Source organism: Phreatobacter sp. GW821-FHT04C01 (assembly GCF_059420385.1).
The window spans coordinates 217,913-239,802 of record NZ_JBWKTP010000011.1 but is presented as its reverse complement, the minus strand read 5'-3'; the positions used below and the strand labels follow the sequence as shown (position 1 = coordinate 239,802).

Here is a 21,890-nt window from a genome sequence, read left to right as displayed (position 1 = left end):
TGGTCGCGACGCACGGCGCCGAGAATTCAGGGAAGGCATCATGCCGACATCGATCCAGCGGGCGCAGTTCAGGACCGGCCCCGAGTCCGCGTTCTGGCCCCGCGCGTTTCCGGCGAGCCTGGCCATTCCCGGCGGCAATGCCTTCGAAAACCTCGCCCGCTCGGCGGCGCGCGGCCCGGACCGCCCGGCGCTGCATTTCTACGGCCGGACCACCAGCTATCGGGAATTGCTCACCGAGGTGACGGCGCTCGCGGGCTATTTGCGCCATAGCGGCGTCAGGCGCGGCGACCGGGTCCTGCTCGACATGCAGAATTCGCCGCAATTCGTCATTGCCTTCCACGCCATTCTGCGCGCCGATGCCGTCATCGTGCCGGTCAACCCGATGTATGTCGCAGACGAGCTGGACTATGTCGTCGCCGACAGCGGTGCCCGTGTCGCCTTGATCGGCGACGAGCTTGTCGACCGTTTCTCCGGCCTCGTGCCGGATCGCCTCGACCGCGTCATCGTGGCGCGATATGCCGATGCCGCGCCCGCCTCGAGTTCCGATCCGCTGCCCGAGGTGATGCAACGCCCGGCCGCCGCCTTGCCCGATGGGCCCTATATCGGCTTCGAGGCGGCCATCGCCGCCGGCCATGTGCCGGATCCGGTGGTCGGCGAGGCCGGCGATCTGGCCGTCATGCCGTACAGTTCCGGCACGACCGGGCGGCCCAAGGCCTGCATGCATTCGCACACCTCCATCACCTTCACGGCGGCGGCCCAGGCCAAATGGTACGGCCTCGACGAAACCTCGGTCATGACCTCGTTCATGCCGATGTTCCACGTGGCGGGAATGCAGGCGTCGATGAGCGCGGGCCTCTATGCGGGGGCCTCGCTCGTCATCATGACCCGCTGGAACCGCGACCTGATCCCGCCTCTGTTCGCGCGCCATCAGGTGACCTGGTGGAGCGCCGCGCCGACGATGATCATCGACGTGCTGGCAGCGCGCGATCATGGCGACGAAACCTTCGCGCATCTCAAGGTGCTGACCGGCGGCGGGGCCTCCATGCCGGTCGCCGTCGCCCAGCAGCTGAGCGACCGCTACGGCCTGCGCTTCTGCGAAGGCTACGGCCTGACCGAGACGCTTTCAGCGACCCATCTCAATCCGCTCGCCGCGTCCAAGCCGCAATGCCTGGGCCTGCCGATCTTCGACACGACGAGCCTGGTGGTCGACCCCGAGACGACAGAGGAAATGCCGCGCGGCGAAATCGGCGAGATCCTGGTCGCCGGGCCGCAGGTCATGACCGGTTACTGGCAGCGTGAGGACGCCAACCGCGAGAGCCTGCTGCAGCGGGACGGCAAGATCTTCCTGCGGACCGGCGATCTCGGCTATGTCGACGACGAAGGCTATTTTTTCATCGTCGACCGCCTGAAGCGGATGATCAACGTCTCCGGCTTCAAGGTCTGGCCGGCCGAATGCGAGGCGCTGCTGTACCGCCATCCCGCCGTGCAGGAATGCTGTGTCATCTCGGTGCCCGACAGCTATCGCGGCGAGACGGTCAAGGCGCTGGTCGCGCTGAAGCCGGATTATGCGGGCAAGGTGACGGACGAGGACATCATCCAGTTCGCGCGCACGGTGATGGCCGGCTACAAGGTGCCCCGGCTGGTCGAATTCGTCGCCGGCCTGCCGCGCTCCGGCAGCAACAAGATCGACTGGCGCAAACTCCAGGACGCGGAATGGGGCAGGCGGTCATGACCGAGCAGATCTGGTTCGAGGACTTCACCCCGGGCACCGTGCTGACCTCGCCGTCGCGGGTGATCACGCTCGACGACATCGACCGCTACGCCGATCTCACCGGCGAGCGCCATCCCGTGCATATGGACGAGGCTTTCGCCCGGGCCGCCGGGTTTCGCGGCCGGATCGCCCATGGCCTGTTCAGCTTGGCGCTGATCGAGGGGCTGAAGGCCGAGCTCGGCTGCTTCGAGCGCAGCGTCACCGCATCGCTCGGCTGGGACAAGGTCCGTTTCAGCGCGCCTCTGGAGCCCGGCGACGCGGTGCATCTCAGGCTCGAATTCGTCGAGCGCCGCATGACCTCGAAGCCCGGGCGCGGCGTGGCGACCGAGCGTGGCGTCCTCGTCAAGGCCGATGGCACCGAAGTGGTCAGCGGCGATCACGTGATCTTCCTGCTCTGCAAGCCCGGGGGCGCTGCGGGCTCCCGACCGGAGCAGACCTGACATGGCCGAGCCAGCATGGAGATCCGCATTGGTGGCGGCTTGCGCGCCGCCTCGATCCAGGGAGCGGCGGCGATGACCCTTCTGTGGCGTCTGTTCAGCGTGGTTCCGACCCTCTTCGGCGTCGTCTTGGCGACCTTCCTGCTGACGCGGGTCCTGCCGGGCGACCCCGCCGTCTTCTTCGCCTCGAATCCCGGGATGACCGCGGCCGATATCGAGCGCCTGCGCCAGGTGCTCGGGCTCGACAAATCGCTGCCCGAACAGTTCCTGATCTATCTCTCGCAGCTTCTGAAGGGCGATCTCGGCCAGTCGATCTCGACCGGCCTGCCGGTGACCACGGAACTGATGAACCGGCTGCCGGCCTCGGCCGAGCTCACCGCCTTCGCCTTTCTCCTGGCGATCGTGGTGGCGATCCCGCTCGGCGTGATCGCGGCGCTCAAGCCCGGCTCGCTCGTCGATCACGCCTGCCGGCTGATCGCCACATTGGGCGTTTCGATGCCGACCTTCGTCACCGGCCTGTTGCTGATCTATCTGTTCTACTACCTGCTCGGCGTGGCGCCGGAGCCGATCGGCCGGCTCGATCCGTTCCTGTCCAACCCGCCCGCGGTGACCCGCCTGATCACCATCGATGCGCTGATCGCCGGCGATTTCGAGACGTTTCGCGGGGCGGTCGGCCAGATCATCCTGCCGGGGGTGACGATGGCGCTGTTCGCGCTCGCGCCGCTGGCGCGCATGACGCGGGCGTCGATGCTGGGGGCGCTGTCGAGCGAATTCGTCCGGACGGCGCGGGCGAGCGGCCTGTCGCGGCGCCAGGTCGTGATCTCCTATGCCTTTCGCAACGCCATGCTGCCTTTGGTGACCACCATGGGCATGACCTTCTCCTACATGCTCGGCGCCAATGTCCTGGTCGAGCGGGTCTTCGCCTGGCCGGGTATCGGCGCCTTCGCGCTCGATAGCCTGATCTCGCTCGATTATGCACCGCTCCAGGGTTTCATGCTGATGATGGCGGGCATCTTCCTGCTGGTGAACCTCGCGACCGACCTGATCACCACGGTGGTCGATCCACGCGCGGGGTTGAAGTGATGGCTGGCGAGGCTCCCGGAATGATGCGCGAGCGCCTGCGTGTGGCGCGGTACGTGCTGGCCGAGAATCCGGTCAACATGCTGGCCTTCGTGCTGTTCGGCCTGCTCGTGCTGGCGGCCTGCGTCGGACCGGCGCTGGCGCCGCACGATCCGCTGGCGACCAATGCGGCGAACGCCCTGCAAGGACCCTCGGCGCGCTACTGGTTCGGTACCGACCAACTCGGCCGGGACGTCTTCTCGCGGGTGCTGGTGGCGACCCGGCTCGACCTGATGATCGCGCTCGGCGCCGTGCTGATGTCCTGCGTGATCGGCTCGCTGATCGGCGCGGTGCTCGGCTATTTCGGCGGTGCGCTCGATGCGACGGTGAGCCGCTTCGTCGATATCCTGATGGCCTTTCCGCTGTTCGTCCTGGCCATGGCCATGGTCGCGGCGCTGGGCAATACGGTGATCAACGTCGTCTATGCCACCGCGGTGATCAACCTGCCATTCTACATCCGGCTCGCCCGCGCCGAGGTCAGCGTGCGGCGCGACCTCAGCTACGTGTCGGCGGCGCAGATCGGCGGCTCCGGCCATTGGCGCATCCTGACCGTGTTCCTGCTGCCCAATATCATGTCGCCGCTGATCATTCAGGCGTCGGTCAATCTCGGCTGGGCGGTGCTCAATGCGGCCGGGCTGTCGTTCCTGGGCCTGGGTGTGCGGCCACCGACCCCGGAATGGGGCATCATGGTGGCCGAGGGCGCGCGTTTCATCGCCTCGGGCCAGTGGTGGATCGCGCTGTTCCCGGGCCTCGCGCTGATGCTGGCGGTCTTCGCCTTCAATCTGCTCGGTGATGCCTTGCGCGACATCCTGGATCCGAGGATGCGGACATGACGAACCGGGAACCGCTGCTCAGCGTGCACGACCTCTCGGTGAACTTCCGGACTCGCGGCGGCACGGTGCATGTGCTCGATCGCGTGTCCTTCTCGGTCGCGCCCGGCGAGATTGTCGGCATCGTCGGCGAATCCGGTTCGGGCAAGTCGGTCACCGCCTTTGCCGTGATGGGGATCCTCGAAAAGGCGGCGCAGATCACCTCCGGCCGGATCCTGTTCGATGGGCGCGACGTCCTCGGCATGACCGAGCGCGAGCTCCAGGCATGGCGCGGGGCCGAAGCCTCGATCATCTTCCAGAACCCGCGCACCGCGCTCAACCCGATCCGGGCCGTCGGCCAGCAGATCGCCGATGTCATCGCCCGCCACGATGCCGGCAGCGCCGGCGCCGTTCGCGACAAGGTCTACGAGGCGCTGCGGCGGGTGCGCATTCCGGACCCGCAGGAGCGTGCCAAGGCCTATCCGTTCGAACTGTCGGGCGGGCTGTGCCAGCGGGTCGGCATCGCCATCGCGCTCGCCTGTTCGCCGCGTCTGCTGATCGCCGACGAACCGACCACCGGGCTCGACGTGACGACCCAGGCGGTGATCATGGACCTGATCCGGGACCTCGCGCGCAACCGGCATCTCGGCACGATCCTGATCACCCATGACCTGGCGCTCGCCTCGCAATATTGCGACCGGATCGTCGTCATGCATGCCGGCCACGTCGTCGAGGCGGCGCCGGTGTCGGAGCTATTCGCCCGGCCGCGCCATCCCTATACGACCCGGCTGCTGCGCAGCATTCCCTCTCTCGTCGACGACATCTCGCAATTGCAGGCCATCCCCGGCTCGCTGCCCGACCTGCGCCGGGACGATCTGCCGCCCTGCCGCTTCGCCGAGCGCTGCGCGCGGCGGACGGCCGCCTGCGACGCCGCCGGCCTTGCGCTGGAGGATGTCGGCCCCTGTCATCTGGTCGCCTGCCGGAACCCGCTATGACCCAGACGCCGATCATCGAAATCGACAGGCTGGAGAAGCACTTCACCTTGTCGCCCGGGCGCCTCTGGAACCGCGGCAGGGCGGTCAAGCTGCATGCCGTGGACGATGTGTCCTTCGCCATCCATCCTGGCGAGGCGGTCGGTCTCGTCGGCGAGTCCGGCTGCGGCAAGTCGACATTGTCGCGCATCGTCTCGCGCCTCGTCGATCCGACCGCGGGCAGCGTCCGCATCAACGGCCGCGATGTGTCGGGCATGTCGAACCGGGCCTTTACCCGCTCGCCGCTGCGGCGCGAGATCCAGATGGTGTTCCAGGATCCGACCGAGAGCCTCAACCCGCGCTTCTCGATCTTCGAGCAGATCGCCGACCCGCTCCGCCAATTGATGCCGATCGCCGGCAAGGCCGACCTCACGGCCCGGGTGGAGGCCGCGGCGAACGCGGTGAACCTGCCGCTCGAACTGCTGCCGCGCTTTCCCCACCAGCTTTCCGGCGGGCAGAAGGCGAGGGTCGGTATCGCCCGGGCCATGGCGGTGGAGCCGCGCCTGCTGGTGCTCGACGAACCGACCTCCGCGCTCGATGTCTCGGTCCAGGCGACCGTCCTGCAACTGCTCGATCGCCTGCGGCGGGAATCCGGCGTCGCCATGCTGTTCGTCAGCCACGACCTGAACGTGGTCCGGCTTTTGTGCAGCCGCATCATCGTCATGTATCTCGGCCAGGTGGTCGAAAGCGGCACGCCCGATCAGCTGTTCGCCCAGCCCCGCCATCCCTACACGCGCGCGCTCCTGTCCGCGATCCCGACACTGCGCGCCGATGGCGGCACCGAGCGCATCAAGCTCGAAGGCGATCCGCTGAGCCCGATCAATCCGCCGCCGACCATGTGCCGCTTGTATGGACGCTGCCCGGCGCAGCAGGAGCGCTGCCGGCTGGAGCAGCCGTTGCTTCGCGCGGAGCCCGACGGGCGCCAGGTGCGCTGTCATTTTCCCGGCACGTGAGGAGGTGCGCCCCGGCAGCGCGTCAACCCTTGCCCGTGCCTTCGTGGGAGAGGGGGGCGGCGGAGCGACCGGGAGAGGGGCGCTGCGTTAAAACGTGACGTGAATTCCGGGTCGAATTGATCGGCGCAACCGCCGGCGCAGGGCGCCGGCGGCCCGCCGTCGTTCGTCCGGTCAGCTTCGCGCCAGGGTCCTGAGCTCGAGCTGGCGATGGAACTGGTAGCTGTAGTTCGTCACGTGCTTCTGCATGCCGGTGTCGAGCGAGGGGTGCCACAGAAGGATGATCGGGATTTCTTCCTTCACCAGCGTGATCATCCGCTTGACGTCGGCTTCGTAGATCGCCTGGTCGGTCTCGTAACGGGTCTTCTCGACCAGCTTGGCGAATTCCGGGTTCTGGTAGGAGCCGAAATTCCAGCGGGTATTGCCGTGGTAGAAGATCCGGAAGAAATAGTCGGGATCGGCGAGATAGGAGGTCGAGGCCTCGAAGTAGAAGGGGACCTTCTTCTCCTGCAGCAACGTGCCGAGCTGGCCGGGGGCCACCTTGTCGATCTCGACCTTGATGCCGATCTTGCCGAGGGATTCCTGCAGGAACAGGGCGACCGGCTCAGCGACGGTGGCGAGCGACAGCTCGAAGGAGAACCTGGTCGAGAAGCCGTTGGGCAGGCCGGCCGCGGCGAGAAGCGCCCTGGCTTTGTCCAGATCGGTGGCATAGCCCAGCGGCTGCGGGAACCTGGTCGTGTCGGGCGCTCCCGGCTTGCCGCCGAACAGCGGCTCGCCGCGGCTGAACAGGGCCGCCTTGAACATGTCCTCGTAAGGCAGCGCATGGGCGATCGCCTGCCGGACGCGGACATCGTTGAACGGGGCGATGGCATTGTTCATGCCGATGAACTGGAAGTTCGACGTGGGCACCCCGACGATCTTGACCGCCGGATTGGCCAGCAGCGCCACGACGTCCTTCGGCGGCAGGTCCTGCACGATATCGGCATTGCCGCGCACCAGCGAGGCCACGCGCGATTCCGCCGCCGGCACGGTCTGCCACAGCACGCGCCGGTAGCGCGGCAAGGGGCCGCTCTTCCAGGCGTCGTTGCGCACCATCATGACGCGCTCGCCCATGGCCGCCTGTTCGATCTTGTAGGCGCCGCCGGCGGCGGCATTGGTCTTCAGCCATTCCATGGCGAAGGGATCGGCCGGCGTGGCGTGCTTCTTGGCCAGCGTCGCGTTGACGATGATCGGATAGGTCAATGCCAGGTTCGGCAGCGCGAAGCGGTCCGGCTGCGGCAGGTCGATGCGGATCGTGTGGGCGTCGACGACGACGAACTGTTTCGGATCGGTCATCGAGCCGGTGGAGAATTGCGACTTGCCGACCGCGCTCGCGACCACACGGTCGAGCGACCATTTCACGTCTTCCGCCGTGACCGGCGTGCCGTCGTGGAACAGCGCGTCCTTGCGCAGATTGAAGGTGATCGACTTCTTGTCGTCGGAAACCTTGTAGCTCTCCGCCAATTCGCCCCTGATGTCGAAATAGTCGTAATAGAAGGTCCCGTCCGGACGGGGCTTGTAGGCAAAGGTCACCAGACGGTCGTAGACGTTCCAGTTGATCTGGATGGCGTTGCGGTTGACGCCGACGGAGAAGGCGTCGAAGGAGTTTGCCGCCCCTTCGCTCAACACGCGCAGGCTGTCGTCACGCGATTGGGCATGGGCCCATTTCTCGGGCAGCACGAGCGCGCCGGAGACACCGGCGAGGCCCATCAGGAAGTCACGGCGTTTCATCATTCCTCCAACTCAGGTTCGACCTCTGGAAGGCCGGTGGGAAAACGCGGGGGGGCGCAAACCAATGCGCATAGCCGCGAATTGTCGATTGGTCGTCCGGCCCGTCGGGGAAATAAGAAATTCATTATCCCGCTGGGGTGATCCGGGAGACCGGCAATCTCCGTGGTTCGATTCTGGCGGTTATCCGCTTCTGCGAACCTCGCCGGCCTTGGGCGAAGCCCGCCGCCGGGAGAGGGGGCGGCCGGCGGAGCGCTCCGCCGGCCAAGATTCGTGGCGCACCTTTCGTGGTGCGCCTTTCGCCGAGGATCAGAACCGGACCTCGGTGGCGCCTTTCAGGCCGAGCGCGGCGCGCGCCTCGTCGGGGCTCGCGATCTCCTTGGTCAGGCCCTCGATGATCCCGCGGATCATGCGCACCTGCTCGGCATTGGAGGTCGCCAGCTTGCCGCGGCCGGCATAGAGGCTGTCCTCCATGCCGACGCGGACATTGCCGCCCATGGCGGCGGCAATCGTCGCCATGTTGATCTGGTGGCGACCGCCGGCCAGCACCGACCACTTGTAGTTCTCGGCGCCGAACAGCTTGTCGGCCGTCTGCTTCATGAACATCAGGTTTTCCGGGCCCGGCCCGATACCGCCGAGGGTGCCGACGATGAGCTGGAGGAACATCGGCAGCTTCACCAGCCCACGGTCCACCATATGGGCGAGGTTGTAGAGGTGGCCGACGTCGTAGCACTCGAACTCGAAGCGCGTGCCGAGGCTGCCGAGCTTGGTCAGGATCGTCTCGATGTCGGCGAAGGTGTTGCGGAAGATCGCGCCGCGGCTGGCTTCGAGATAGTCCTCTTCCCAGTCGAATTTCCACTGGCCCTGATATTTGTCCTTCATCATGTAGGTGCCGAAATTCATCGACCCCATGTTGCACGAGCACAGTTCCGGGGCCGCGGCGAGCGGCGCGGAGAGCCGGTCCTCGATCGCCATGAAGGTTGAGCCGCCGGTGGTCATGTTGAGCACCGCGTCGGTGCGGCCGCGGATCGAGCGCAGGATGTGCATCCAGACGTCGAGATCGGCGGTCGGGCGCATGGTCTTCGGGTCGCGGGCATGCAGATGCAGCACCGCGGCGCCGGCTTCCGCCGCCTCGACCGCCTGTTCGATGATCGCGTCGGGGGTGACCGGCAGGTAGGGCGACATGGTCGGCGTATGGGTGGCGCCGGTGATGGCGCAGGTGATGATCACCTTGTCGTTTCGTGCCATGGGGAATTCACTCCGTATATTCGAGGCCGCCGCAGATGCTCATCACCTGGCCGGAAATCGGACGGCCCGAGGGGCCGCACATGAACATGACGAGGTCGGCGATCTCTTCCGGCTCGACCATGGTCTTCATCGAGACCGCGCGCAGCGCGATCGCCTCCATTTCCTCGTAGCTGATGCCGCGGGTGGCGGCGCGATCGGTGAAGACGCGGTGGATGCGGTCGCCGGCGACGACGCCCGGCGCGATCGCGTTGACGCGGATCTGGTCCGGGCCGAGCTCGACCGACAGCGCGCGGGCGAGCGAGATGACCGCCGCCTTCGACGCGGCGTAGGGCGAGCGCAGGGGGAAGGCATATTTGCCGGCGACCGAGGCCATGCAGACGATGGAGCCGCCCTTGGCGGCCTTGAGATGCGGGATCGCCGCGCGCGCCATGAAGAACTGGCCGTTGACGTTGACCTCGAAGCAGCGTGTCCAGTCCTCGGTCTTGATGTCCTGGACCGGGGCGGCGGGGCCCGCGATGCCGGCATTGTTGACGAGGATGTCGAGGCCGCCCATGGCGGCCGTGGCCTTGGCGACGAAGGCGTCGCAGGCCGCGGGATCGGCGACGTCGCAAACCAGGGTGCCGAGGCCGGGCAGGGCGGCCGCCGCTTGGGCGAGCTGCGCCTCGGCGATGTCGCAGATCCAGACCTTGGCGCCGGCCGCATGCATGGCGGTTGCGATCTTCAGCCCGATGCCGGTGGCGCCGGCGGTAATGATGACTTTCTGGTTCTTCCAGAAATCGGCCCTGGTCATGTCGTCTCCGTCTTCATGTCGCGGACCGGGTCCGCAAGAATTGCCGGCGGCCGGAAGGCCGCCATGTCGGGCGGTTCGCCGGTGAACAGTTCCGCCTGGATCAGCGTGGTGTGGGCGATCGGCCCCTGCGCGAGCCGCGAGGTGCCCTCGTCCAGGGTCAGCACGTTGGGATTGCCGTGCCTGTCGAGGCTGAGGTCTTCGCCCGGGACGGCCGGGTCGTACCAGGCGCCGGTGGCGAGCTGGACGCTGCCGCGCGCCACCCGGTCCGACAGGCGGGCGCCGACGAGGCAGGCGCCGCGATCGTTGAACAGGCGCACCAGGCTTCCCTCCGCGATGCCGCGCAGCCCGGCATCCGCCGGATGGAAGGTCGCGGGTTCGCGGCCGGCGACCTTGTCGTCGCGGCTCACCACGCCGTTGTCGAGTTGGCTGTGCAGCCGGGTCGAGGGCTGGTTCGATACGAGATGCAGGGGGAAGCGCGCGGCCGTCGGGCCGCCGAGCCATTCGGCCGGCTCGATCCAGACGCCATGGCCGGGGCAGTCGTCATAACCGAAAGACGCGATGCGCTCGGAAAAGATCTCGATCCGCCCGGAGGGGGTGGCCAGGGGGGCGGCGACCGGATCGGCGCGAAAATCCTCCAGGAGGCTCTTGAGGACCACGGGATTGTCGAAACGGAACTCGCCGGCGGCCCAGAAGCGCTCGAAATCGGGAAGCGCATGGCCATGCGCGGCGGCGGCCTTGCGCGATCCTTCGTAGAGGTGGCGCACCCAGCCCATGTCGTCCCGGCCTTCGGTGAAGCTGTCGCCAAGGCCCAGATGGCCGGCGATGTCGTTCAGGATGTCGTAGTCGTTGCGCGCCTGCCCGACCGGCGGCACGATCCGTTTCATTGCGAAGAGATGCGGTTCCGCCTTGGCAATGCCGAGATCGTTGCGTTCGAGCGTCGTGGTGCAGGGCAGGACGATATCGGCGTGGCGCGCGGTGGCGTTCCACCAGGCTTCCTGAACGATCACCACCTCAGGCCGCCGCCAGGCGCGGACGAGCTTGTTGATATCCTGCTGGTGATGGAACGGGTTGCCGCCGGCCCACCAGACCAGGCGGATGTCGGGGTAGCGATAGTCGCCGCCGTCATAGGCGAAGGGAGCGCCGGGATCGAGCAGCATGTCGGCGAGCCGGGCGACGGGAATAAAGCTTTGCACGGGGTTGCGGAATTGCGGCAGCGCCGGCCAGGAGAAGCCCATATCGGGATTGCCGACCCGGTTGGCGCCGGCGTAACCGAAGCCGAAGCCGCCGCCGGGCAGGCCGATCTGGCCGAGCATGGCGGCGAGCGTGATCGCCATCCACAAAGGCTGTTCGCCATGGCTGGCGCGCTGCAGCGACCAGCTCACCGAGATCATCGTGCGCGAGCCGGCCATCCGGCGGGCGAGGTCGCGGATCGTCCCGACGGGGACGGCGCAGATCCCGGCGGCCCAGTCCGCGTCCTTCGGCCGGCCGTCGACTTCGCCCATGAGATAGCGGCGGAACCGCTCGAAACCCGTCGTGAAGCGGGCGAGGAAGCCATGGTCGCTCAAGCCCTCGCTTTCCAGCGTATGGGCCAGGCCGAGCATGAAGGCCGTGTCGGTGTTCGGGCGCGGCGCGATCCACTCGGCCGCCAGCCCGGGTTCGATATCCGAGCGGAGCGGGCCGATATTGACGAAATGGGTGCCCGCCGCCCGGCATTGGGCGAGCCAGCCCGGCACGCGATGCCGGCTGACGCCGCCGGCGCTGACCTGGCTGTTCTTGACCGGCAGGCCGCCGAAGGCGACGAACAATTTGGTATGGTCGCGCAGGATCGGCCAGGGCGTGTGCCGGTCGCCCATGCCGTCGCAACTGCCGATCAGATGCGGCAGCAGCACCTCGGCCGCGGCATGGCTGTGGGTGTTGACCGAACTGGTATAGCCGCCGACGACATTGAGGAAGCGATGGAGCTGGCTCTGGGCGTGATGGAAGCGGCCGGCGCTGGCCCAGCCATAGGAACCGCCGAAGATCGCCGCATTGCCGTGATCGCGACGGACGCGGTCGAGTTCGCGGGCCGCCAGCCGTGTCGCCTCGGCCCAGCTCACGGCCACGAAGGGCTCGCCGCCGCGCCGGTCGCGCGATGCGGCGCCTTCGGTCAGGAAACCCTGGCGGACCATGGGCTGGCTGATCCGCACCGCATCGTCGAGCGTGCCGGGCATCGAGCGGCCGATCGGCGAAGGCGAGGGGTCGCCCGCGATCGGCTCGATCGCCACCAGCCGGCCGTCGCTGACCTCCGTGCGGTAGGCTCCCCAATGCGACAGCGTGATGGTGCTCACACGAGATCTCCGGTTCGGATCGGTGGCGGCGGTCAGCCGGTGATTTCGGCGAGCCCGGCGTCGAGGACCGGTTGCCCGCGGTCCCGCGCCCGGGCGGTGAAGGCGAGGCCGGCGGCGGTCTTCCAGAACGAGAAGTCGAGCGTCTCGCCGGGATAGAGCGGACCGCTGAAGCGTGCGGCGAAGCGCTTCATGCGGGCGGGCTCGCCGGCGCAGAAGCGCTGGAGCACGGTCAGGCAGGCGATGCCGAAGGTGCAGGCGCCATGCAGGATCGGCCGTTCGAAGCCGGCCGCACGGGCGACGTCAGGCACGGCGTGCAAGGGATTGCGATCGCCGAGCAGGCGGAACAGCAGCGCCTGGTCCGGCCGGGTCGGTACCGCGCAGACCGAATCCGCCGGGCCTTCGGGCACGGCGTTCATCGCCGGCTGGTGGCCGACCGACCCGCCGAAACCGCCGCCGCCGCGGACGAAGAGGCTGGAGAGCGAGGTGAAGATCGGCCGCCCGTGCTGCTGGACGGTGATCTCCTGCGCGATGACGGCGGCCTTGCCTTCGCCCTTGTCGGCCAGCCCGACAATGGTGCCGAGCACGTCGGCCGAGCCGGCGGGGGCAAACGGCGCCTCGAAACGCAGGTCCAGGCCGCCGTGCACCACCTTGGCGAGGTCGACGCCGGCGCCCTCCATCCAGCTGTCGTCGAAAGCCAGGTTCTGCCCGAAGCTCGGCACGACGCGCTGCCCTTGCTCGTGGACGAGACGAAGATCCTCGGCAAGGCCGGCGCCCAGCGACAGCGCGTAGAGCAGGGTGTCGCGGTCGCTGTAATCGACACGCCGCGAGGCGATCCGGAGGTTCAAAAGGCGGGCGGGGTCAAGTGCCACGATCGGCTCCCATGCTGGTCGATCGATGGGAAGCGTGACATGACGATCAAGAATTTGCAACAGCGTCTCAAATGATGAAACGATTTGCCGGGCCGGCGCGTGGCGCCGCCCTGCGCGGCCGGGCAAGGGGCCGCGTCGGTGCTATCAGTGCGCTACCGTCTGGAATTGAAGGGCCGGCCCCGTTCAGACCCTCGCCTGACGCTTGCATAGCGTCGAGCGAAGGCGAGACGCGTTCACGTCTCGCTATGCGGCGCCATCCTCCCCCGCGAGCGGGCAAAGGTTTTACGCGCCGCCGGGCGAGGGCGGTTGCGTCGATGCGCGACGTTCATTCCGGCTTGAAATGAGGGGCGGGGCCTGTCGTCACATGCCGCGCCGGACCCGCTCAGTTCGGCGGGATTTCCATGAAGGTCACCGAGGTGATGTTGAGCTGCGGGTCGTTGCGCACCGAAAAGCCGATTTCCCGGTCATATCCGGCGATCTTGACCGCATAGACCGCGTTGCGCACGGCTCCCTCGGTGCGCTCGCCCACCAAGGTCGGGCTGAAATCCGCCGTCAGCCGCCGCTTGGCCTCTTCGAACGTCAGGCTCTCGCTCGTCACGTTGCATGAGCGCAGGACGGAACCGCCGGCCTGACGGTGCGCCAGCATCACCGAAGCGACCGCCCTGCTGTCGCCGACCCTCCAGCCGTCGGAGGCGTTGCGACTGACGATGCGAAGCGTTTCGGGCGGCAGGGTCTCGATTTGCAGGCCGGTATCCTGCGCGTATTTCTGGACCTGCTGCTGCGTGCCCGGCGCGGTGAACTGGCCGCCGACGCAGGCGTTCCGGAAAACCGTCATGATGTCGGCCGGGCCCTGGGCGGCGGCCGGCGTCGCGACCAGCACGAGCAGGAGCGAGAGCGGAAGGAAACGTGACATTGCGGGTCCCAGCGTGACATTTCGGAAGATCTTGCGGCATGGTCTTCCACCATATTATGGCGGTGCGATGGAAGGCCCCATTTGGCGCGGCGCGCTCGCTGCGCGGCATCCCTGCCTTACGCCGGCTGCATGTGGACGACCCTGAAGTCGCGGTGTTTCAGCTCGCGCAGGAAGCGCGGCAGCATGGCGGCGGTCTGCGGCCGGGTGTCGTGCATCAGGATGATGCCGGAACCGGTGCGCTCGAGCCGTCTGAGCGCCAGCGCCAGCTGGGCCTCCGGCGTCATGTCGTTCCAGTCGCTGATCCAGAAGTCACAGCCGAATATGCCGATGCCGCGGGCGGCCAATCCCCGGTTCAGCTCGTCCGAATCGCCGAACCCCGGAAAGCGGAAGAACGGCGTGCGCGGCTGGCCGGAATAGCTGCCGTAGAGCGCGTGATCGACGGCCGAGAACCCCGCCTCGATATCGGCGCGGGCACGCTCGGGCGGCAATTGCGCGAGCGTCATCGGATGGGTCATCGAATGATGGCCGACAGTATGACCCTCGGCCAGGATCTTGCGGGCGAGGGCCGGCGCCGAATGGGCCATGCGGCCGACCAGGAAGAAGGTGGCGCGCACGCATTCCTCGCGCAGCGCCGCCAGCACGTGGTCGGTCGGGCCGGGCAGGGGACCGTCGTCGAAGGTCAGCACCACCTCGCGCGGCCCGAGCGGCAAGGTTGCTGGATAGCTCTTGTGTCCGACACGCAGGCCGTCGGCGGTTTTCACCGCCAGGACCCGGGTGGTTCCGAGCGCCTCGGGCCGGCAGGCCGCGGCGGCACGGGCCGCCTGCGGCATCAGCGCGGCGCCGGTGATGCCGGTCGCCAGGCCGGCGGCGAGTTTGGCCGCGAAGCGGCGGCGATCCATCCTGTTCATGCTGGTCATCGTGGCGCTCCGGCCTCCTTGCCAAATATCTCTCAGGCGCCCAAGAAGGCGCCACCCTCCGCCGCTCGACGTGGCATGCCATCAGCGAGGCGCCCATGGCCGATACCACGCCGGACCCGATCCTCACCGACGATTGGCGCGACGACGATGGCGCGCTGCGGTCGGAAATCGTCGAGGCGGTGACATCGGCGATCGCCGGCGGCGACGCCGCCCGCCTGAAAGATCTGGTCGGCGAGGCCCACGAGGCCGATATGGGCGATCTTATCGCCCAGCTCGACACCGAAGACCGCCGCAAGCTGGTCGAACTGCTCGGAGCGGATTTCGACTTCGCCGCGCTGACCGAAGTCGACGAAACGATTCGTGTCGAGATCCTGGAAGATCTTCCCGCCGAGACCGTGGCGGAAGGCATCGCCGAACTCGACAGCGACGACGCCGTCTCGATCCTGCAGGACCTGGACGAGGAGGATCGCTCCGAGATCCTCGAAAAGATGCCGGCGGTCGAGCGGGTCGCGCTGAAGCGGGCACTCGACTACCCGGACGATTCCGCCGGCCGGCGCATGAAGGACGACTTCATCGCGGTGCCGCCGTTCTGGACGGTCGGCCAGGTGATCGATCATCTGCGCGAATCCGGCGACTTGCCCGACGACTTCACCGAAGTTTTCGTGATCGATCCCGGCTACCACCTGCTCGGCCATATCCGGCTCGACCGGCTGTTGCGCACCAAGCGGCCGGTGACGGTGACCGAGATCATGGAGGAGGATGTCCGCACCGTCGAGGCGAGCGAGGACCAGCAGGACGTCGCCCTGATGTTCGAACGCTACAATCTCCTGTCGGCGGCGGTGGTCGACGAGGCCGGCCGGCTGGTCGGCGTGCTGACCGTCGACGATATCGTCGACGTCATCGAGGAGGAGGCCGACGCCGACATCAAGGCGCTCGGCGGCGTCAAGCCCGAGGAAGAGATCTCCGACAGTGTCTGGACCACGGCCAAGGGGCGGTTCCGCTGGCTGTTCATCAACATGCTCACCGCCTTCATCGCGACATCGGTGCTGAAGTCCTTCGAGAAGCAGATGGAGACCATGGTGGCACTGGCGGTGCTGGCGCCGATCGTGGCCAGCCAGGGCGGCAATGCCGCGACCCAGACCATGACGGTGGCGGTCCGGGCGCTCGCCACCCATGATCTCGGCTCTCACAACGCGCTCAGGGTGATCGGCCGCGAGGCGCTCACCGGGCTGATCAACGGCACGGCGTTTGCGCTCATCGTCGGGGTCGTCGCCGGCTTCTGGTTCTCGCTCGCGGGCCTCGGCGTGGTCATCGGGCTCGCCATGGTCTGCAACCTGGTGGCCGGCGCGCTGGCGGGCATCCTGATCCCGCTCGGACTTTCCAAGCTGGACGCCGATCCCGCGGTCTCGTCGGGACCTTTCGTCACGACGGTGACCGATGTCGTCGGCTTCCTGGGGTTTCTCAGCATCGCCGCCTGGTGGTTCAAGATCTAGCGGGGCGCCGTTCTGGATCGAGGTGAATGGCACCAGGGCCCGGTCTCGATGCCGTACCTCAATCCGGATCGAACGCGCCTTCGGCTCGCATGACAGTAATATGACGCTTTCGATGAAGTGTAGATTTTATTTCTGCTGCGACACGTCGACCTTAATCGCCCTTATTGCTGATTGTTAGAAACATTCAGGCTCTGGCGATAAGTCTCCGTTAATGCCGCCCGCCTATAGAGCCGGCGAGATCGATCTCTTGCGATAATGTCTGGGGCGACAGAATGTCGGCGTCCATCAAGCGTAGCGCCTATTCGGCGCTCAGCCGGCATGTCTGGGCGGTCGGCGCGGCGATCGTGTTGTTCGCCGCGCCGGTGGCCACGGCCGCGGCGCTGACCTGGTTTCCCAGCCGTTTCGCCTGGTCCGTCGAGCCGGCATCGGCCGGGCTGCTGATGGCGATGGCGCTCGCCGCCGCGGCCATGGCGCTCGGCCTGCTCGTCCGCCTGCGCCTGGTCCAGGCCGAGGTCATCCGGGGCGCCCGCTTCCTGCTGCCGGTCGGCATCGACGACCTGACCGGCCTGTCGAACCGGGCGGCCTTCTATCGCGCTTTCGAGCGTGCGCTCGACGGTCTCGCCGACCGTCACGCCTTTACCCTGATGCTGCTCGATCTCGATTATTTCAAGGAAATCAACGACAGCCACGGCCACCACGCCGGCGATGTCGTGCTCGCCCAGGTCGGGCGCCGGCTGCGCCAGGTCTGCGGGCCGGAGCCCGAGATCGCCCGGCTCGGCGGCGACGAGTTCGCCATCATCATTTCGTCGAGCTCGCAGGCCGCCCATGTGCTCACCGCCTGCGCGCTGATCTCGGCCGAAATCGCCAAGCCGATCACGGTCGACGGCAAGAACCTCAATGTCGGCGTGTCGATCGGCTTTCTGCAGGTCGACCGGCCCTCGGGCGACCGCGACGAACTGATGCGCCGCACCGATCGCGCGCTCTACGCGGCGAAGGAACGCGGACGCGGCTGCGCCGTCGCCTTCGACGTCGAGATGGACAAGGACGTGGCGCAGCGGCGCTTCTTCGAGCGTGAATTGCGTGGGGCGGTCCTGACCGGCGAGATCGACGTGCACCTGCAGCCGATCTTCGCCTCCGACGGCGAGACGCTGGTCGGCATGGAGGCGCTGGCGCGCTGGAACCACAGCTATCGCGGCGCCATCATGCCGGGCGAGTTCATCCGGCTCGCCGAGGAGACCGGGCTGATCCACCAGCTGGGCAACATGGTGTTGCAGCGCGCCTGCCGGGTGGCGGCGCGCTGGCCGGGGCTGTTCATCTCGGTCAACGTGTCGCCGGTGCAGATGCGCCGGCCGGACTTTCCCGACGTCGTCATGGCCGTGCTCGCCGAGACCGGGCTGGAGCCTGGCCGCCTGGTGCTCGAGATCACCGAGAGCGTGATGATCGACGATCCGGAAAAGGCCCTGGTGGCGCTGCGCGGCATCCGCGATCTCGGCGTGCAGATCGCGCTCGACGATTTCGGCACGGGCTTTTCCTCGCTGTCCTACCTGCGCAAATTTCCGATCGACAAGCTGAAGGTCGACCGTAGCTTCGTGCTCGATCTCGACGAGGGCGTGGAAGCGGCGACGATCCTGCATTGCGTGATCAATCTCGGCCGGGCGCTGGGGTTGCGGGTGATCGCCGAAGGCGTCGAGACCGCGGAACATGCGCGTTTCCTGCGGGCCGGCGGCTGCCACGAGATGCAGGGCTATCTGTTCGGCCGGCCGGTACCGGTGGCGGAGTTCGAAGCGATCCACGGGCTTGCGCCGGCGCCCGAGCGCGAGGTCGCCTAGGGGCGGGGCGCGAGGGCTCCAGGTCCATCGACTGTTTCGCCGGCTTGCCTGTCGCCGTGTCGGCGTGGCTATCATCACCGGCGATTCGCCGGCTGCCTTTGTTCCGCTTGGTTCAGCCTGCATCCAGCCCGGCCCACGGGGAGCGGGCCGGGCGCTGCCAGGTGCAGGCCGTGCCGGCAGGCCGCGTCATTTGCCGGCGCGCGGGAGGAACCACTGACGTCAAGGCCGGACATGAAGCGCAGGACGCGCCTGACCATCGCGATCGGCGCGGCGCTCGCCGCCGCCAGCCTGGTGGTGGCCGTCGTGGCGCTGAGGCGGCCGGTCCCGGCGCCCGAGCGGCTGCAGCCGGGCCGCTGGGCGGTGGCGACCGGGCTGAACGGCGCGGCGCTGGGAACGCCTGTTTCCACCTGTATCAGCGCGCAGGACGCGCTGGCCGCCAATGGCAGTCACGACGATATCGCCGAGGCCGCGCGGCGCGAGGGGGCGGCCCATTCCTGCCGGGTCAGCGCGGTGCTCGTCGCCGGGCAGACGATCACCGTCGACATGGTCTGCCAGGGCCAGCCGGCGCGATCGACCATGACCTATGGCGGCACGCGCTACGAGGGCACCATGGCCACCGGCATCGGCCGGCCCAATGCGCAGGTCATCGCCATGAAGGGCCAGCGCATCGGCGACTGTCCGTGAGCGGAGGCGGAGACGCCGGCGCCGCACCGCGCCCGGCCCTGCGCTCCGGCCGCTCGACAGGACCGTCCGCTTCAGGCAGTTTCGCGCCTGAAACGCCCCGTCATATCCCGCCCCGAAGAGTTCCCGACATGACCGAAGTCCTGCCGCTCGATCCAGCCGTCAAGGCGGCGCTGGAAGCCACGACCACCGCGACCTTGACCACGATCCTGCTGAAGAAAGGGCTGCGCAAGACCTGGATGGCCGGCCCCATGCCGTTCTCGAACGCCGACAGGCGGCTGGTCGGGCGCGCCTTCACGCTGCGCTTCGTGCCGGCGCGCGAGGACCTGGCGACGCCGGAAAGCTGGTCCTCGCCGAGGTCGACCCGCGGCGCGATCGAGGCCATGCCGTCGGGCGTGATCGCCGTGGTCGACGCCATGGGCATTCAGGAGGCCGGCATTTTCGGCGATATCCTGTGCGCGCGCATGCACAAGCGCGGCGTCACCGCGCTGGTCACCGACGGCGTGGTGCGTGACGCCGCGGGTGTCGACGCCTCCAACCTGCCGGTCTGGTGCTCGGGCGCGGCGGCGCCGGCCTCGGTCGCGGCGCTGACTTTCGTCAATTGGCAGGAGCCGATCGGTTGCGGCGGCGTGGCGGTGTTTCCCAACGACGTCATCGTGGTCGATGGCGACGGCGCCGTGCTGATCCCGCAGGACCTGGTCGAGGTGGTCGCCAAGCTCGCGCCCGAGCAGGAGCATCTCGAAGGCTGGATCATGGGCGAAGTGGAAAAGGGCGTGCCGCTGCCCGGTCTCTATCCGCCTAACGCGGAAACGAAAGCTCGTTACGAAAAGGAAACGGGTCGGAAAGCATAATCGCTTCCACCCTTGCGGCTTTTTCCTGGCCGCGATCCTTTTTCGGCCATGATTTGTGGCCATTGCGCTCGGTCCATGCTGGTTCGCTCCGTTCCCCGCATCGCGCTCGTCCTGTTTGGCCTCGCCCTGGCGGGGTGCGGCAGCGTCCCCATGCAAACCGCGGAACCGGGTGGCGATCACCCGTTTCCGACGCTCACCCAGACCAGCGGCCAGTCGTCGCACGAGATCCACGGGATCGACGTGTCGAAATGGCAAGGCCGGATCGACTGGGAGGCGGTGCGCGGCTCCGGCGTGACCTTCGCCTTCATCAAGGCGACCGAAGGCGGCGACCGCCTCGACGACCGGTTCCGTGAGAACTGGGAAGGCGCGCGGCGCGCCGGCATCGCGCGCGGCGCCTATCACTTCACCTATTGGTGCGGCTCGATGTCCGACCAGATCGCCTGGTTCCAGCGGCATGTGCCGAACGAGCCGGACGCGCTGCCGCCGGTGCTCGACGTCGAATGGAACTTCGATTCGCCGACCTGTCCGCGCCGCGTGCCGGTGCATGTCGCCCAGCAGAAGATGCGCGAGTTCCTGCACGCCATGGAACGGCATTACGGCAAGAAGCCGATCATCTATGCCGACATCACCTTCCATCGCGAAGTGCTGGCGGGCGGCGAATTCGCCCAATATCCGTTCTGGGTGCGCTCGGTGCGCGCGCTGCCGCACGAGCGCTATCCGGGCCGGCGCTGGGCGTTCTGGCAGACGACCGCCACCGGCCGGGTCGCCGGCGTGACCGGCAATGTCGACCGCAATGTCTTTGCCGGTTCGCGGGCGCAGTGGCAGCGCCTGGCGCAATCCGGCTTCCGCCATCAGGCGGTCGCCCAGGCTTCGACCAGCCATCCGCCGTCGGCCGCGCCGCAGGTGGCCTCGGCGTCGGCGGCGCCAGCCCCGGCGACCGATCCGCGCGGCGGCCATCAGGCCGAGCCGGTCCTGGCCGCGGTCGCGACCCAGCCCGCGACCGTCGAAGCCGGACGGGTGATGTCGGAGACCGCCAGCGCCAATCCGCCCGCCGCCGCCGTGCCGGCGCCGGACACGCCGGCGATGGTCGCACCGCTGCCCCGGCCGCGGCCAAGGCAGTAAATTCCTCGTTGCCGATGGTCCCTTGGCGACGGTCTGAGAATCCGTTTCGGTAAGGTCTCACGTCGCCTTGGCCGGGCTTGTCCCTGATACCTACGATTTCAGTCGGGTTGTCCGCGGAAAACATCGCGCCGCGGAAGCGTCGGGACGTTTGGGCACAATTCGTGGGTGCCCGGGACAAGCCCGGGCAAGACGATGTGTTGGGCCCATGGCGAGCTGGGCCACGACGCGGGTCCAGCGCCCGCCGTTCCAGGGACAATTCTCGCCTTCCGGGCTTGTCCCGGCCATCCACGACTTCTCCGTCTTGAATGCGCGGTCTCCGGGCCGAGCCCGGGGATGACGAGCGGCGGCGAATTGTCCAGATGAGGTGGTAAGGTGGCCTCTTACAGCCAGCGCCGAACCCGGGTCCGATAGGCGGCCCATTGCTCGCCGAACCGCAAGCTGAGATGCGCTTCCTCGGGCAGAATGGCGAAGCGCGTGATCAACATCAGATAGACCACCGAGGCGGCGAGATACCAGGGTGAGGCCTGGAGCGCGCCGAAGCCGGCGATGATCAGGGTCTGGCCGAGATATGTCGGGTTGCGGGTGAAGCGGAACGGGCCATTGGTCACCAGATGGCTGGCCGGGGCATGGGGCAGGCTGGTGGTCCCGCCGCGGGCCAGCGTCGCCGAGGCCCAGACCGAAAGCGCCAGGCCCGCGGCGAGGCAGATCGAGCCCTTGATGCGCAGGAGTTCGACAATGCCCTGGTTGATCGGCAGCAGCGTGGTCAGCGCCCAGCCGAGCGCGAGGCAGCCGACAAAGATCGCCGAGGGCCAGGGGAAGCGGCTTGGGCGTTCGAGATAGGCGCTCGCAGGCTGTTCACTCGACATCAGGTCCTCGACATTGGCCGACGCTATCCGGTCCCCGCGCCGCCGCTCGGCCGCACGGCCGATCATGACAGGTCGCATGGGGACTTCTATAACGCTTGGC

19 protein-coding genes are annotated in these 21,890 nt (G+C 67.7%); 11 read left to right on the top strand and 8 right to left on the bottom strand.

Features of this window, described 5'->3' with window-relative positions; translation table 11 throughout:
* Positions 1-40: 40 nt before the first annotated feature.
* The 6 genes from AC07WJ_RS31700 to AC07WJ_RS31675 all read left to right on the top strand — a co-directional run bounded on the left by AC07WJ_RS31700 (position 41) and on the right by AC07WJ_RS31675 (position 6,120).
* Positions 41-1,732, top strand: a complete 1,692-nt coding sequence (locus tag AC07WJ_RS31700) for a long-chain-fatty-acid--CoA ligase (protein WP_494938711.1) — start codon at positions 41-43, stop codon at positions 1,730-1,732.
* Complete coding sequence (locus tag AC07WJ_RS31695) at positions 1,729-2,211, top strand: MaoC family dehydratase (RefSeq protein ID WP_494938710.1); 483 nt, start codon at positions 1,729-1,731, stop codon at positions 2,209-2,211. The genes AC07WJ_RS31700 and AC07WJ_RS31695 overlap by 4 nt, the downstream gene beginning before the upstream one ends.
* Before the next feature lie 72 nt (positions 2,212-2,283).
* On the top strand, positions 2,284-3,291 hold the full coding sequence (locus AC07WJ_RS31690; RefSeq protein WP_494938735.1) for an ABC transporter permease: 1,008 nt from the start codon (positions 2,284-2,286) through the stop codon (positions 3,289-3,291).
* A 20-nt stretch (positions 3,292-3,311) separates the two neighbouring features.
* A complete protein-coding gene (locus AC07WJ_RS31685) occupies positions 3,312-4,160 on the top strand; it encodes an ABC transporter permease (protein ID WP_494938709.1) in 849 nt (282 codons plus the stop codon).
* Complete coding sequence (locus AC07WJ_RS31680; RefSeq protein ID WP_494938708.1) at positions 4,157-5,131, top strand: ABC transporter ATP-binding protein; 975 nt, start codon at positions 4,157-4,159, stop codon at positions 5,129-5,131. The genes AC07WJ_RS31685 and AC07WJ_RS31680 overlap by 4 nt, the downstream gene beginning before the upstream one ends.
* Positions 5,128-6,120, top strand: coding sequence for an ABC transporter ATP-binding protein (locus AC07WJ_RS31675; protein ID WP_494938707.1), 993 nt, complete (start codon positions 5,128-5,130; stop codon positions 6,118-6,120). The genes AC07WJ_RS31680 and AC07WJ_RS31675 overlap by 4 nt, the downstream gene beginning before the upstream one ends.
* Before the next feature lie 171 nt (positions 6,121-6,291).
* On the opposite strand, the gene AC07WJ_RS31670 is transcribed toward AC07WJ_RS31675, so the two are convergent.
* The 7 genes from AC07WJ_RS31670 to AC07WJ_RS31640 all read right to left on the bottom strand — a co-directional run bounded on the left by AC07WJ_RS31670 (position 6,292) and on the right by AC07WJ_RS31640 (position 14,948).
* Complete coding sequence (locus AC07WJ_RS31670) at positions 6,292-7,887, bottom strand: ABC transporter substrate-binding protein (protein WP_494938706.1); 1,596 nt, start codon at positions 7,885-7,887, stop codon at positions 6,292-6,294.
* 306 nt (positions 7,888-8,193) lie between these two features.
* Positions 8,194-9,132 carry a 3,5-dioxohexanoate:acetyl-CoA acetone transferase gene (gene kce / locus AC07WJ_RS31665; RefSeq protein ID WP_494938705.1) on the bottom strand — a complete coding sequence of 313 codons (939 nt, stop codon included), beginning with the start codon at positions 9,130-9,132 and terminating at the stop codon, positions 8,194-8,196.
* Positions 9,133-9,139: 7 nt separating this feature from the next.
* Complete coding sequence (locus tag AC07WJ_RS31660; protein ID WP_494938704.1) at positions 9,140-9,922, bottom strand: SDR family oxidoreductase; 783 nt, start codon at positions 9,920-9,922, stop codon at positions 9,140-9,142.
* Complete coding sequence (locus AC07WJ_RS31655) at positions 9,919-12,249, bottom strand: molybdopterin-dependent oxidoreductase (protein WP_494938703.1); 2,331 nt, start codon at positions 12,247-12,249, stop codon at positions 9,919-9,921. Before AC07WJ_RS31655 ends, AC07WJ_RS31660 begins: the two co-directional genes overlap by 4 nt.
* A gap of 32 nt (positions 12,250-12,281) precedes the next feature.
* Positions 12,282-13,118, bottom strand: a complete 837-nt coding sequence (locus AC07WJ_RS31650; RefSeq protein ID WP_494938702.1) for a MaoC family dehydratase — start codon at positions 13,116-13,118, stop codon at positions 12,282-12,284.
* Positions 13,119-13,500: 382 nt separating this feature from the next.
* A complete protein-coding gene (locus AC07WJ_RS31645; protein ID WP_494938701.1) occupies positions 13,501-14,031 on the bottom strand; it encodes a hypothetical protein in 531 nt (176 codons plus the stop codon).
* 116 nt (positions 14,032-14,147) lie between these two features.
* Positions 14,148-14,948, bottom strand: a complete 801-nt coding sequence (locus tag AC07WJ_RS31640) for a polysaccharide deacetylase family protein (protein WP_494938700.1) — start codon at positions 14,946-14,948, stop codon at positions 14,148-14,150.
* Positions 14,949-15,043: 95 nt separating this feature from the next.
* On the opposite strand from AC07WJ_RS31640, the gene mgtE reads away from it, so the two are divergent.
* The 5 genes from mgtE to AC07WJ_RS31615 all read left to right on the top strand — a co-directional run bounded on the left by mgtE (position 15,044) and on the right by AC07WJ_RS31615 (position 20,924).
* A complete protein-coding gene (mgtE, locus tag AC07WJ_RS31635; RefSeq protein WP_494938699.1) occupies positions 15,044-16,441 on the top strand; it encodes a magnesium transporter in 1,398 nt (465 codons plus the stop codon).
* A gap of 272 nt (positions 16,442-16,713) precedes the next feature.
* A complete protein-coding gene (locus AC07WJ_RS31630; protein ID WP_494938698.1) occupies positions 16,714-18,270 on the top strand; it encodes a putative bifunctional diguanylate cyclase/phosphodiesterase in 1,557 nt (518 codons plus the stop codon).
* A gap of 231 nt (positions 18,271-18,501) precedes the next feature.
* Entirely contained in the window at positions 18,502-18,954 is a 453-nt protein-coding gene (locus AC07WJ_RS31625) for a DUF3617 domain-containing protein (RefSeq protein WP_494938697.1), read from the top strand.
* Between the two features lie 128 nt (positions 18,955-19,082).
* The gene (locus AC07WJ_RS31620) at positions 19,083-19,802 is read left to right on the top strand and encodes a ribonuclease activity regulator RraA (protein WP_494938696.1); all 720 of its coding nucleotides are present in this window, start codon (positions 19,083-19,085) and stop codon (positions 19,800-19,802) included.
* A gap of 150 nt (positions 19,803-19,952) precedes the next feature.
* Positions 19,953-20,924, top strand: coding sequence for a glycoside hydrolase family 25 protein (locus tag AC07WJ_RS31615; RefSeq protein WP_494938695.1), 972 nt, complete (start codon positions 19,953-19,955; stop codon positions 20,922-20,924).
* A 380-nt stretch (positions 20,925-21,304) separates the two neighbouring features.
* On the opposite strand, the gene AC07WJ_RS31610 is transcribed toward AC07WJ_RS31615, so the two are convergent.
* Entirely contained in the window at positions 21,305-21,868 is a 564-nt protein-coding gene (locus tag AC07WJ_RS31610; protein ID WP_494938694.1) for a methyltransferase family protein, read from the bottom strand.
* Between the last annotated feature and the right edge of the window lie 22 nt (positions 21,869-21,890).